This window comes from Lelliottia sp. GFLA7, assembly GCF_056490165.1.
This window is the reverse complement of the sequence record NZ_JBWLAQ010000002.1, coordinates 846,782-859,342: the sequence shown is the minus strand read 5'-3', so window position 1 is coordinate 859,342 and position 12,561 is coordinate 846,782. Positions and strand designations below refer to the sequence as shown.

The following is a 12,561-nucleotide window of genomic DNA, read 5'->3' as shown; positions in this document are numbered from 1 at the left end:
TTTATCGCCCGGTGGCGTTGCGCTCCCGGGCTTTTTTTTGAGCAAAAACCGTGAACACATTAGAGCAAACCATCGGCAATACCCCTCTGGTCAAACTGCAGCGCATGGGGCCAACCAACGGCAGTGAAGTCTGGGTCAAACTTGAAGGTAATAATCCGGCGGGTTCCGTCAAAGATCGCGCGGCGCTGTCGATGATTGTCGAGGCTGAAAAGCGCGGCGAAATACAGCCCGGTGATGTGCTGATCGAAGCGACCAGCGGAAACACGGGTATTGCGCTGGCGATGATTGCCGCACTGAAAGGCTATCACATGAAGCTGCTGATGCCGGACAACATGAGCCAGGAGCGTCGCGCTGCGATGCGTGCCTATGGCGCAGAGCTGATTCTCGTGACGAAAGAGTTGGGCATGGAAGGGGCCCGCGATTTGGCCCTCGAGATGGCACAGCGCGGTGAGGGTAAGTTGCTGGATCAGTTCAACAATCCTGATAACCCTTATGCCCATTACACCACGACGGGGCCGGAAATCTGGCAGCAGACAGAAGGGCGAATCACGCATTTTGTCTCGAGTATGGGTACGACGGGGACGATCACGGGCGTTTCTCGTTTTCTGCGTGAACAGGACACGGCAGTGACGATTGTTGGCCTGCAACCGGAAGAGGGCAGCAGTATTCCTGGGATCCGCCGCTGGCCTGCCGAGTATATGCCGGGCATTTTTAATGCATCATTGGTGGATGTGGTACTGGATATTCATCAGCGCGAGGCGGAAAATACGATGCGTGAACTGGCGGTACGCGAAGGTATTTTCTGCGGCGTCAGTTCGGGGGGCGCGGTAGCAGGAGCATTGCGGGTTGCCCAGCAGAATCCGGGCGCGCGAGTGGTGGCGATTATTTGCGACCGCGGCGATCGTTATCTTTCTACCGGCGTTTTTGGTGAAGAGAGTTATTCGCAGGGGGCGGGGATTTAAGCGTCATGGAGATGATTTTATTTCGGGATAAAACCCGCGCGCAGCAGACCGATATTGTGGCTGTGCAGTCTCAGGTGGTTTACGGCAGTGTGGGCAACAGTATCGCGGTGCCAAACATCAGACTGCATCAGCTCACCGTGACGGCCGTTCCAACAGTGCTGTTCAGCAATACTCCGCATTACGACACGTTTTACGGTGGCGTGATCCCGGACGACTGGTTTAGCGGTTACCTGAAGGCGCTGGAAGAACGCGACGTGTTACGCGAGCTGAAAGCCGTGACAACTGGTTATATGGGCAGCGCCAGTCAGATTAAAATCCTGGCGCAATGGCTTAAAACCGTGAAGCAACAGCATCTCGATTTGCTGGTACTGGTCGATCCGGTGATGGGGGATATCGACAGCGGTATGTACGTTAATCCTGAAATCCCTAAGGCCTATTGTGAGCACTTGCTGCCACTGGCGCAGGGCATTACCCCTAACGTCTTTGAGCTTGAAGTGCTGAGCGGTCAGTCGTGCCGCACCCCTGAAAGCGCCGTTTCAGCGGCAAAAGGATTGTTGTCAGAGACACTCAAATGGGTGGCGATCACCAGCGCGCCGGTGGCCGCTGATCCCGAAAATATTCATGTGGTGTTGGTGACAAAAGAGGATGTTGTGGTGACTCACCATCCGCGTGTCGCGACCGATTTGAAAGGAACCGGCGATCTGTTCTGTTCAGAGTTGGTGAGCGGCATTGTGCAGGGTAGTGACGTTGCAGAGGCGATACGTCGTGCAGGCGATCGGGTGACGGAGGTGATGAAGTACACCCAGCAAAAAGGTTTCGACGAGCTGATACTCCCGGTATAAAAAACGCTCACGACATAAACAAAAATGGCGCCCTAGGGCGCCATTTCTCTGTGCGGCAAGAATTACTTCTTGATGCGGATCACTGGGGTTTCGCCCACGGTCACGCTGCCAGACAGTTTGATCAGTTCTTTGATTTCGTCCATGTTGGAGATAACAACCGGAGTCAGGGTTGACTTGGCTTTCTCTTCCAGCAGGGCCAGATCGAATTCGATCACTGTGTCGCCAACTTTCACACGTTGACCTTCTTCTGCGATACGTTTGAAGCCTTCGCCTTTCAGTTCGACAGTGTCGATACCAAAGTGGACGAACAGTTCGATACCGCTATCGGATTCGATAGAGAACGCATGGTTAGTTTCAAAAATTTTACCGATGGTGCCGTCAACTGGCGCAACCATTTTGTTGCCGGTTGGTTTGATAGCAATGCCATCACCAACAATTTTCTCGGCAAAAACAACATCCGGCACGTCTTCGATATTCACGATTTCGCCAGACAGCGGAGCAATAATCTCAATAGTTCCGGTGTCTTTCTTATCATCAGAAACCAGAGATTTCAGTTTATCGAACAAACCCATGATCTTCTCCTAAGCAGTAATTGGGCCGCATCTCGTGGATTAGCAGATTGTTTTTTCTTCAATGAACTTGTTAACCAGCGTCATTAACTCGTCCGTTGTCGGTTGAGCAAGAGCCTGCTCTGCTAACACCTTCGCATCTTCGAAGTTCGTGTTACGGATAATCTTCTTAATGCGCGGGATGGAAATGGCGCTCATAGAGAACTCGTCCAGACCCATACCCAGCAACAGAAGTGTAGCACGTTCGTCGCCTGCAAGCTCACCACACATGCCAGTCCATTTGCCTTCAGCATGAGAAGCATCAATAACTTGCTTGATCAGGTTGAGTACGGATGGAGACATTGGCTGGTAGAGATGTGAAATCATATCATTACCACGGTCAACTGCCAGGGTGTACTGCGTTAAATCATTGGTGCCGATACTAAAGAAATCAACTTCTTTTGCTAAATGACGAGCAATAACGGCGGCGGCCGGTGTTTCTACCATCACGCCGACTTCGATTGTCTCATCAAAGGCTTTGCCTTCGTCACGCAGTTCCTGTTTGTAGATTTCGATCTCTTTCTTCAGTGCACGCACTTCTTCAACAGAGATGATCATCGGGAACATAATGCGCAGCTTACCGAAGGAGGATGCACGCAGAATCGCGCGGACCTGATCGCGCAGGATCTCTTTGCGGTCCATGGCGATACGCACTGCACGCCAGCCCAGGAACGGGTTCTCTTCTTTCGGGAAGTTCATGTACGGCAGCTCTTTGTCGCCGCCAATGTCCATGGTACGCACGATAACGGCCTGAGAGCCGCAAGCTTCAGCAACCGCTTTATAGGCTGCGAACTGCTCTTCTTCGGTTGGCAGGGCGTCACGGTCCATGAACAGGAATTCAGTACGGTACAGACCTACACCTTCCGCACCGTTGCGCTCAGCGCCATCAACGTCACGTACGGTACCGATGTTCGCGCACACTTCTACCTGATGACCATCCAGCGTGATAGCTGGCAGATCTTTCAGTTTAGCGAGTTCGGTTTTCTCGGAAGCCACTTGCTCCTGAACGGCGCGCAGTTTCTCGATTTCTTCGTTGGTTGGGTTGACGTAAACCAGATTGTTTACGGCATCCAGAATCAGATAATCATCGTTTTTAACCTGAGAAGTCACGCTACCTGTACCCACGATCGCTGGCAGTTCAAGGGAACGCGCCATGATAGAGGTGTGAGAGGTACGGCCACCGGCGTCAGTAATGAAACCTAGCACCTTGTTCAGGTTCAGCTGTGCGGTTTCTGACGGCGTCAGGTCAGCGGCGACCAGGATAACTTCATCCTGAATAGAGCTGAGATCGATGATGGCCAGGCCTAAAATGTTACGCAGCAGGCGCTTACCGATGTCACGTACGTCAGCCGCACGCTCTTTCAGGTATTCATCATCCAGTTCTTCAAGGGCAGTTGCCTGACCTTCGATAATTTCATGCGCAGCCGCGTCGGCCGTCATGCCTTTATCTTTAATCAGGGCTATGATTTCCTGCTCAAGCTCCTCATCTTCGAGCAGCATGATGTGCCCTTCGAAGATGGCTTCTTTTTCTTCACCGAAAGTTTCACCAGCTTTGGTTTTGATCGCTTCCAGCTGCGCAGATGCCTTTGCACGACCACTCAGAAAACGTTCAACTTCCTGATCAACCTTGTCGGCAGAAATTTTTTTCCGGTCGATGACGATCTCGTCTTCTTTCAGCAGAAGTGCTTTGCCGAAAGCGATACCCGGGGATGCTAAAATGCCTGAAATCATAACCCTACCTTACTTGTGACTGATATGAAAAAGAACCCGGAACTTACTCGAGCTCAGCCATCAGTTTTACCAGATGCTCAACTGCTTTCTGCTCGTCTTCACCTTCTGCAGAAATAGTGACTACGGTGCCCTGAGTCAGGCCCAGAGTCTGCAGTTTGAACAGGCTTTTGGCGCTAGCGCTTTTGCCGTTGGAGGTAACAGTGATCTCAGAAGTGAAGCCTTTAGCTTCTTTAACAAACTGAGCAGCAGGGCGGGTATGCAGACCGTTTGGAGCAGTAATGGTAACTTCTTGCTGGAACATTGTATTTCCCCAACTTATAGGTTTAGTGTTGTGGAACTAAAGTCTAGCCTGGCGGCTTAACTTTAGCCTGTCTTGTTAGCGCTGACGTTTCGCTCGTCATTAAACATTATGCAGTCAAAGCAAGACTTGAACCAAATCATAAAATCGATTCAGCAAGTCGATTTCTTACATTGATTAATTTCGCGCTTCAAAATAATTGTCAGGTTAAATACCAGACCCGACGGGGTGAATCAATGCCAGGAGGAGTAAAAGTTTGAAGTGGACCACAAAAAAGCACCCATTAGGGTGCTTTTTTACGCGTTTTTAACATGCTGGCATTACTGTTGCAGCTCTTTTTCGGTAAAGAGATCGGCAAACAGAGCAGTGCTTAAATAACGCTCACCTGAGGAGGGGAGGATAACCACTATATTCTTATTGGTAAAGGTTTCGTCTTCCTGGAGTTTCAATGCAGCCGCAACTGCTGCTCCGGAAGAGATGCCAGCAAGAATACCTTCTTCATCCATCAGACGACGAGCCGTAGAGATGGCTTCTTCGTTGGTAATGGCAACGACTTTATCAATCAGCTTCAGATCCAGGTTACCCGGAATAAAGCCTGCGCCGATACCTTGAATTTTATGTGGACCTGGCTTCAGCTCTTCACCCGCCAGCGCCTGAGCGATAACCGGAGAATCCGTTGGTTCAACAGCAACGGTAATCAGATCTTTTTTGCCTTTGGTGCCTTTAATATAACGGCTAACGCCGGTCAGCGTACCGCCAGTGCCGACACCGGAGATAAACACGTCAACCTGGCCGTCCGTGTCTTCCCAGATTTCAGGACCCGTCGTTTTCTCGTGGATTTCCGGGTTTGCCGGGTTGCTGAACTGCTGGAGCAGCAGATATTTAGCCGGATCGCCTGCAACGATTTCTTCTGCTTTCTGAATGGCACCTTTCATGCCTTTCGCGCCTTCAGTCAGTACCAGATTGGCACCCAGCGCTTTCAGCAGCTTGCGACGCTCAATGCTCATGGTTTCTGGCATGGTCAGCGTTAATTTATACCCACGCGCAGCGGCGACGTAAGCGAGGGCGATACCAGTGTTGCCGCTGGTCGGTTCAACCAACTCAACGCCAGGCTTCAGAACGCCACGTTTTTCGGCATCCCAAATCATATTTGCACCGATACGGCATTTCACGCTGAAGCTCGGGTTACGTGATTCGACCTTCACCAGAATGCGTCCATTACCGATACGGTTCAGTCGAACCAAGGGCGTATGACCGATCGTCAACGAGTTGTCTTCGTAAATCTTACTCATGGCCTGTCCTTAACTGTATGAAATTGGGATACCGCTCCAGCATACCTGTTGAAAAGGTATGGGGAAGTAAGGAAATCGCATATCTATATGCTGTTGAGAAATAATGCGTTCAAGTATGGAATAAGGAGCGGCATAAGCCACTCCTGTTTACACAGTTTGCACTACTTCCATAATGCATGTTTATCGCGATAACAGTCCACCCACATGGCTGTCGCACCGCAAACGGCAACAGGCATGATGAACAAATTCAGCACAGGAATCATAGTGAACAGGCTGGTGAGTGCGCCAAACTGCATGTTGATCACTTTTTGACTGCGAAGGGCTGTACGCATCGATTTGAAAGGCACTTTGTGGTTGTCGAACGGATAGTCACAATACTGAATGGCCAGCATCCACGCACTAAACAGGAACCACAGAACGGGCGCCACAGTCTGGCCGATGCCGGGAATAAAATAGAGAATGAGCAGCACAATGGCGCGCGGCAAATACCAGGCAAATTTCTGCCATTCACGCTTCATGATGCGCGGCACGTCTTTCATAATACCGAACACACCCGTATCGGGCGGCGTAGCGCCTGTCAGTCGGGCTTCCAGTTGTTCCGCCAGCAGCCCGTTAAACGGGGCTGCGATCCAGTTGGCTATTGTCGAGAAGAAATAGCCAAAAACCAACAGCACCGAAATGACCACAATCGGCCATAACAGATAGCTAAGCCACTGCAGCCAGTCTGGGACGTGGCTCATGATGGAGGGCACCCAACTTTCCAGTTGGGTAAACAGCCACCAGAATGCGGCGCCCATCAGTAAAATATTGATCAATAAAGGCATGATCACAAAGCGTCGGATACCTGGCAGGGAAACCAGTTTCCATCCCTGTGAAAAATACCCAATGCCGCTGCGTGGGGCTGAATTTGAGGTTGAAACCATAACCAGGCTGTACTCCTTTTTTCACAACCAGTGGAATTGCTCACCTATATTATCGAGTTATGGATCAATGACCAGTTCGGAAATGTTCGAAAAAACAGCAAAAAGCACGATTTCATCCATCTTTATGCTGTGAATGCTCCGCACACACTTGCACTTGACGTAATCGGCAAATACTCTTAGTGAGTAAATGTTTGCCGTGGTGGCAAGGTGTTAGAACAACAGAGAATATAATGATGCAGGATTTGCGTCTGATATTAATCATTGTTGGCGCGATCGCCATACTTGCTTTACTGGTACATGGTTTTTGGACCAGCCGTAAAGAACGCTCGTCTATGTTTCGCGATCGCCCACTGAAGCGCATGAAGTCTAGCCGTAATGATGACGGTGATGACGACATCGATGATAACGACGACGAGGGCGTGGGTGAAGTGCGCGTCCATCGGGTCAATACGGCGCCCGGCGCAGGCCATGGGGAGCAAGAAGCGCCTCGTCAGTCTGTGCAGCATCAGTATCAGCCGCCGTATGCTTCTGCACAGCCGCGCCCGCAGGCACCTCAGCCTGTGGAAGAACCGGTCCGCCAGCCACAACCGCAGCCAGTGCATCAACAGCCTGTCGCGCAGCCACAGCCGGTTCAGCAGCAACAGCCTGCGCAACCTGTTCAGCAGCCGCAGCCAGAACCTCAGTCTGTTCAGACTCAGCCTGCACCGCCTGTTGAGCCAGAACCGGTTGTAGAAGAAGCACCAGTGGTTGAAAAACCGCAGCGTAAAGAAACGGTCATCATCATGAACGTGGCTGCTCATCATGGCACCCAGCTTAATGGTGAATTACTGCTTAACAGTATTCAGCAGGCAGGCTTCAAATTTGGCGATATGAACATTTTCCATCGTCATTTAAGCCCTGATGGCAGCGGTCCTGCGCTGTTTAGCCTGGCCAATATGGTGAACCCAGGGACGTTTGATCCGGAAATGACCGGTGATTTCCTTACTCCGGGTATCACCATTTTTATGCAGGTGCCGTCTTACGGTGATGAACTGCAAAACTTTAAGCTGATGCTGCAATCCGCTCAGCATATCGCCGATGAAGTCGGCGGTATGGTACTCGACGATCAACGTCGTATGATGACGCCGCAGAAACTGCGCGAATATCAGGATCGCATCCGCGAAGTTAAGGAAGCCAACGCGTAATTCCTGCGTGTCTTCCCCTCCTCCAGAACCCCCGCATGTCGGGGGTTTTTCTCATTGATGGTGCGTTATGGACTCAATCGAACAACAACTGACACAGCTAAGAACCACACTTCGCCATCATGAATATCTTTATCATGTGATGGATGCCCCGGAAGTCCCGGATGCGGAATATGACCGTCTAATGCGTGAGTTGCGCGAGCTGGAAGCGCAGCACCCCGAATTAATTACGCCTGATTCCCCGACTCAACGTGTGGGTGCCGCGCCGCTGGCCTCCTTCAGCCAGGTGCGTCACGAAGTTCCTATGCTTTCGCTGGACAACGTGTTCGATGAAGAGAGTTTTCTTGCGTTCAACAAGCGCGTGCAGGACCGGCTGAAAAGCGCGGATACCCTGACCTGGTGCTGTGAGCTCAAGCTTGACGGCTTGGCTGTCAGTATTCTGTATGAAAATGGTCTGCTGGTGCGCGCAGCTACGCGCGGCGATGGCACAACAGGCGAAGATATCACCGCCAACGTACGGACCATTCGCGCCATTCCATTAACGCTGCGTGGCGATAACATTCCCGCGCGTCTTGAAGTGCGTGGTGAGGTTTTCCTCCCGCAGAAGGGCTTTGAGAAGATCAACGACGAAGCGCGTCGCACCGGCGGGAAAATTTTCGCTAACCCGCGTAACGCCGCAGCAGGTTCATTGCGTCAGTTGGATCCACGCATTACAGCGAAGCGACCGCTCACTTTCTTCTGCTACGGCGTCGGTATCCTGGAGGGGGGCGTATTGCCTGATACCCATCTGGGGCGTTTGCTGCAGTTTAAAGAGTGGGGCCTGCCGGTCAGCAACCGCGTACAGCTGTGCGACTCTCCCGAAGCCGTGCTGGCGTTTTATCACAAAGTTGAAGAAGACCGCCCGTCGCTGGGGTTTGATATCGACGGCGTGGTGATCAAAGTGAATTCCCTGGCGCTTCAGGAACAGTTGGGCTTTGTCGCCCGCGCGCCGCGCTGGGCTGTCGCGTTTAAATTCCCTGCGCAAGAGCAGATGACCTTTGTGCGCGACGTGGAGTTCCAGGTAGGACGCACTGGTGCTATCACTCCGGTTGCGCGCCTGGAGCCGGTGCAGGTCGCGGGCGTGCTGGTCAGCAACGCAACTTTGCATAATGCCGACGAAATTGCGCGCCTGGGCCTGCGTATTGGCGATAAAGTCGTTATCCGTCGTGCCGGTGATGTCATTCCGCAAGTCGTTAACGTCGTGGAGTCTGAGCGCCCTGACGATACCCGTGAAATTGTTTTCCCCGCCCATTGCCCCGTCTGTGGATCCGATGTCGAACGTGTGGAGGGCGAAGTGGTAACGCGCTGCACGGGCGGTTTGATTTGTGGCGCTCAGCGCAAAGAGGCACTCAAGCACTTTGTTTCGCGCCGAGCGTTAGATGTGGACGGGATGGGCGATAAAATCATCGACCAACTGGTTGAGAAAGAGTATGTCCACACGCCTGCCGATTTGTTCCGCCTGAGCGCTGGCAAGCTGACCGGACTCGACCGAATGGGACCGAAGTCCGCGCAAAACGTCGTCAACGCGCTAGAGAAGGCTAAAGAAACGACGTTTGCCCGCTTCCTGTATGCGCTGGGTATTCGCGAAGTGGGTGAGGCAACGGCAGCAGGCCTGGCGGCTCATTTCGGTACGCTTGAGCAACTTGAAAAGGCGACGATTGACGACCTGCAAAAAGTGCCAGACGTCGGAATTGTTGTCGCCACTCACGTCTTTAACTTCTTTGCTGAAGAAAGTAACCGCGACGTGATCGGCAAACTGCTGGAAGAGGGCATTCACTGGCCCGCACCGGTGGTTATCAATGTCGAAGAAATCGACAGTCCATTTGCCGGTAAAACGGTGGTGTTGACCGGCAGCCTGAGCCAGATGTCGCGAGACGATGCTAAAGCGCGTCTGGTCGCACTTGGTGCAAAAGTGGCGGGCAGCGTGTCGAAGAAAACCGATCTGGTGATTGCCGGAGAAGCGGCCGGTTCAAAACTGGCGAAGGCCCAGGAACTGGGTATTGACGTGATTGACGAAGCGGAAATGCTGCGTCTGTTTGGGGAATAGCGTGGAGAAAGAACAGCTCGTCGAAATCGCGAATACCGAAATGCCTTTTGGGAAATACAAAGGCCGTCGGCTGATTGATGTTCCAGAAGAGTATTTACTGTGGTTCGCGCGAAAGGATGAATTTCCTGCCGGGCGGCTGGGCGAACTGATGGCAATCACGCTGCTTATCAAAACAGAAGGGCTGAGCCATCTGGTTCAGCCCCTCAAACGGCCTTAAGCTTTTGCGGCGTGGGACTCTTCCTGCGCCAGCTTTTCGGTTTGACGTTTGTAGCGTCGTGCCATCACCGCGCACACCATCAGCTGGATTTGGTGGAAGATCATTAGCGGCAGTACCATCATCCCAATGACCGACGTCGGGAACAGAATATTCGCCATCGGTATGCCATTCGCCAGACTCTTTTTCGACCCGCAGAAGACGATGGTGATTTCATCGGCTTTATTAAATCCGAATCGACGCGCGGCAAACATGTTTACCGCAATAATTATCGCCAGCAGCACGCAGCTCACTAGCGCAATAAACAGCAACGAACCGATGCCGACTTTGTGCCAGATACCGTTTACGACGGCTTCACCAAAAGCGGAATAGACCACCAGCAAAATCGACGTCTGGTCAGTTTTCCCAATCCACTTTTTATTTCTCGCCACAAAATCGCCAATCCATGGACGAGAAAGGTGGCCCAGCACAAATGGCAGCAGCAACTGCAGGCAGATTTTACCCACCTGTTCCAGATTGCCTTCCGCACCATGCATGTTCATCAACAACCCGACCAGCAGTGGCGAAACAAAAATCCCTAACAGACTTGAGGCGGATGCGGAACAGACTGCCGCCGCCACATTGCCACCCGCGAGAGAAGTAAAGGCAATGGCTGACTGCACGGTCGCGGGCAAAATACACAGATAGAGGAAGCCAGTGTAAAGCGCGGGATCGACATTCACCGGTGCCCACCAGGCGAACAGCACGCCAAGGATCGGGAATATCACGAACGTACTGCACATCACCCACAAATGCAGTCGCCAGTGGCTACCGCCTGCAATGATGGCTTCGCGGGAGAGTTTGGCACCGTGCATAAAGAACAGCAGGGCAATAGCTGCTGTCGTGAGACCTTCAACGAAAGGCACGAAGCTGCCACGGGCCGGGAAAAATGAGGCCAATAACACGACGGCAATCAGCGTAAGAGTAAAGGGATCGAGAATGCGAAAGAGTTTCATAAACGCTCCTGAAAACAGATTTCGCTATTGTGCTTTGTTCTGTTTGAGAAATAAAATCGATTTATTGCATCCATTCATGAATAAAATAGATGAATTATTCGCTACGTCAACTTCGTGTTTTTGTCACCGTCGCGCAGGCCAAAAGTTTTAGCCGCGCGGGCGAAATAATCGGCCTGAGCCAGTCGGCGGTGAGTCACAGCGTGAAAGAGCTGGAACTACAAACCGGCGTGCGTCTTCTCGATCGCACCACGCGTGAAGTGGTGCTCACCGAAGCGGGGCAGCAGCTGGCTTTACGTCTGGAAAGACTGCTGGATGAACTTAATAGCACTTTGCGTGATGTGGGCCGAGTCGGGCAGCAGCTTTCCGGAACGGTGCGCGTGGCAGCAAGCCAGACGATTTCAGCGCATCTCATTCCGCAGTGTATTGCAGAAAGCAATCAACGTTATCCCGATATCAATTTTGTGCTGCACGACCGGCCACAGCAATGGGTGCTGGAGAGTATTCGACAGGGAGATGTCGATTTTGGGATTGTTATCGACCCCGGTCCGGTCACGGATCTTGAATGCGAGATGGTACTCTCAGAGCCGTTCTTGTTGTTATGTCGTGACGATGACCCGCTGGCAGCTTTGCCAGAAGTTACATGGCAGGCACTGCAGGGGGCTAACCTGGTGCTGCAGGATTACGCCTCAGGAAGTCGCCCATTGATTGACATGGCGCTGGTTGAGCAAAAAGTGAAGGCGTCAATCGTGCAGGAAATTGGTCATCCCGCGACGTTGTTCCCGATGGTTGAGGCGGGAATAGGCATCAGTGTTTTACCTGCGCTGGCATTGCCATTGCCTCAAGGGAGCCGGTTGGTTGTTAAGCGCTTCACGCCATGCATCGAACGCAAGTTGATGCTTGCGCGGCGTAAAAATCGTTCGCTTTCGGGGGCGGCTCACGCCTTATGGGAGGTGGTTCGTATGCAGGCGCAGCAATTAATGGAGGCCCGCATACGCGATCCGTTGTTTAACGCAACAGACGATTATATGTAGATATCAATCTGGTTACTGGCGGTAGGTGAATTCACACCTTCGGCCTTGCTCTGCTGTTGAGCTTGTTTTTGCTGGCTTTCTTCAGCTTGCTGACGCTGTAACTGCGCCAGTTGCGCCTGCAGCATTTTGATCTGATTCTGAATAAGCTCAGCCTGCTTTTTCTTGTCTTCAGCGCTGCCGCTGGTGTCGCTTGCCACGTCCTTCAACTGCTGGGTCAGCTTAGTAATTTGCGACGTTATACGGCTAATCTGCGCAGAAATACTATTGCCACTGGCGCTGCTGCTGCCACTGCTGGTTTGTAATGATGGGGTGGGTCCCTGGATAGTCGTCATGTTATTTCCTCTCGCCATAAAACAAGAATATCGGCATTAGCGACAATAGCTTGAGTGTACCTGCCA

General features: G+C 52.1%; 13 protein-coding genes. 6 read left to right on the top strand and 7 right to left on the bottom strand.

The window, feature by feature from the left end; all coding sequences use genetic code 11:
• Positions 1-50: 50 nt before the first annotated feature.
• Positions 51-962 carry a cysteine synthase CysM gene (gene cysM, locus AC07RN_RS09660; protein WP_133629660.1) on the top strand — a complete coding sequence of 304 codons (912 nt, stop codon included), beginning with the start codon at positions 51-53 and terminating at the stop codon, positions 960-962.
• Between the two features lie 5 nt (positions 963-967).
• Entirely contained in the window at positions 968-1,804 is an 837-nt protein-coding gene (pdxK, locus tag AC07RN_RS09655; RefSeq protein WP_478336216.1) for a pyridoxine/pyridoxal/pyridoxamine kinase, read from the top strand.
• Positions 1,805-1,866: 62 nt separating this feature from the next.
• Here the strand turns inward: pdxK and crr are convergent, their stop codons facing one another.
• The 5 genes from crr to cysZ all read right to left on the bottom strand — a co-directional run bounded on the left by crr (position 1,867) and on the right by cysZ (position 6,656).
• On the bottom strand, positions 1,867-2,376 hold the full coding sequence (gene crr / locus AC07RN_RS09650) for a PTS glucose transporter subunit IIA (RefSeq protein WP_015959941.1): 510 nt from the start codon (positions 2,374-2,376) through the stop codon (positions 1,867-1,869).
• A 39-nt stretch (positions 2,377-2,415) separates the two neighbouring features.
• On the bottom strand, positions 2,416-4,143 hold the full coding sequence (ptsI, locus tag AC07RN_RS09645) for a phosphoenolpyruvate-protein phosphotransferase PtsI (protein WP_015959940.1): 1,728 nt from the start codon (positions 4,141-4,143) through the stop codon (positions 2,416-2,418).
• 43 nt (positions 4,144-4,186) lie between these two features.
• Positions 4,187-4,444, bottom strand: coding sequence for a phosphocarrier protein Hpr (gene ptsH, locus AC07RN_RS09640; protein ID WP_000487600.1), 258 nt, complete (start codon positions 4,442-4,444; stop codon positions 4,187-4,189).
• Between the two features lie 317 nt (positions 4,445-4,761).
• Entirely contained in the window at positions 4,762-5,733 is a 972-nt protein-coding gene (cysK, locus tag AC07RN_RS09635; RefSeq protein ID WP_015959939.1) for a cysteine synthase A, read from the bottom strand.
• Positions 5,734-5,894: 161 nt separating this feature from the next.
• On the bottom strand, positions 5,895-6,656 hold the full coding sequence (gene cysZ, locus AC07RN_RS09630) for a sulfate transporter CysZ (protein WP_015959938.1): 762 nt from the start codon (positions 6,654-6,656) through the stop codon (positions 5,895-5,897).
• Between the two features lie 230 nt (positions 6,657-6,886).
• On the opposite strand from cysZ, the gene zipA reads away from it, so the two are divergent.
• From zipA to AC07RN_RS09615, 3 genes are all read left to right on the top strand, one after another.
• Entirely contained in the window at positions 6,887-7,840 is a 954-nt protein-coding gene (gene zipA, locus AC07RN_RS09625) for a cell division protein ZipA (protein WP_478336215.1), read from the top strand.
• A gap of 67 nt (positions 7,841-7,907) precedes the next feature.
• Positions 7,908-9,923, top strand: coding sequence for an NAD-dependent DNA ligase LigA (gene ligA / locus AC07RN_RS09620; RefSeq protein ID WP_478336214.1), 2,016 nt, complete (start codon positions 7,908-7,910; stop codon positions 9,921-9,923).
• A gap of 1 nt (position 9,924) precedes the next feature.
• Positions 9,925-10,140 (top strand): DUF3820 family protein, encoded by a 216-nt coding sequence (locus tag AC07RN_RS09615; protein ID WP_015959935.1) that lies wholly within the window; start codon positions 9,925-9,927, stop codon positions 10,138-10,140.
• On the opposite strand, the gene AC07RN_RS09610 is transcribed toward AC07RN_RS09615, so the two are convergent.
• Positions 10,137-11,132, bottom strand: a complete 996-nt coding sequence (locus tag AC07RN_RS09610; protein ID WP_015959934.1) for a bile acid:sodium symporter family protein — start codon at positions 11,130-11,132, stop codon at positions 10,137-10,139. The genes AC07RN_RS09615 and AC07RN_RS09610 overlap by 4 nt on opposite strands.
• A gap of 89 nt (positions 11,133-11,221) precedes the next feature.
• Between AC07RN_RS09610 and AC07RN_RS09605 the strand changes: the two genes are divergently transcribed.
• Positions 11,222-12,163, top strand: a complete 942-nt coding sequence (locus AC07RN_RS09605; protein WP_449554584.1) for a LysR family transcriptional regulator — start codon at positions 11,222-11,224, stop codon at positions 12,161-12,163.
• On the opposite strand, the gene AC07RN_RS09600 is transcribed toward AC07RN_RS09605, so the two are convergent.
• The gene (locus tag AC07RN_RS09600; protein ID WP_015959932.1) at positions 12,154-12,495 is read right to left on the bottom strand and encodes a FlxA-like family protein; all 342 of its coding nucleotides are present in this window, start codon (positions 12,493-12,495) and stop codon (positions 12,154-12,156) included. The two genes, AC07RN_RS09605 and AC07RN_RS09600, sit on opposite strands and share 10 nt — an antisense overlap.
• Positions 12,496-12,561: the final 66 nt, after the last annotated feature.

Coding starts and splice junctions, on each gene's coding strand:
- pdxK (WP_478336216.1), top strand. CDS start 968: ATGGAGATGATTTTATTTCGGGATAAAACCCGCGCGCAGCAGACCGAT.
- cysZ (WP_015959938.1), bottom strand. CDS start 6,656: ATGGTTTCAACCTCAAATTCAGCCCCACGCAGCGGCATTGGGTATTTT.
- ptsI (WP_015959940.1), bottom strand. CDS start 4,143: ATGATTTCAGGCATTTTAGCATCCCCGGGTATCGCTTTCGGCAAAGCA.
- ptsH (WP_000487600.1), bottom strand. CDS start 4,444: ATGTTCCAGCAAGAAGTTACCATTACTGCTCCAAACGGTCTGCATACC.
- AC07RN_RS09600 (WP_015959932.1), bottom strand. CDS start 12,495: ATGACGACTATCCAGGGACCCACCCCATCATTACAAACCAGCAGTGGC.
- zipA (WP_478336215.1), top strand. CDS start 6,887: ATGATGCAGGATTTGCGTCTGATATTAATCATTGTTGGCGCGATCGCC.
- crr (WP_015959941.1), bottom strand. CDS start 2,376: ATGGGTTTGTTCGATAAACTGAAATCTCTGGTTTCTGATGATAAGAAA.
- ligA (WP_478336214.1), top strand. CDS start 7,908: ATGGACTCAATCGAACAACAACTGACACAGCTAAGAACCACACTTCGC.
- cysK (WP_015959939.1), bottom strand. CDS start 5,733: ATGAGTAAGATTTACGAAGACAACTCGTTGACGATCGGTCATACGCCC.
- AC07RN_RS09605 (WP_449554584.1), top strand. CDS start 11,222: ATGAATTATTCGCTACGTCAACTTCGTGTTTTTGTCACCGTCGCGCAG.
- AC07RN_RS09610 (WP_015959934.1), bottom strand. CDS start 11,132: ATGAAACTCTTTCGCATTCTCGATCCCTTTACTCTTACGCTGATTGCC.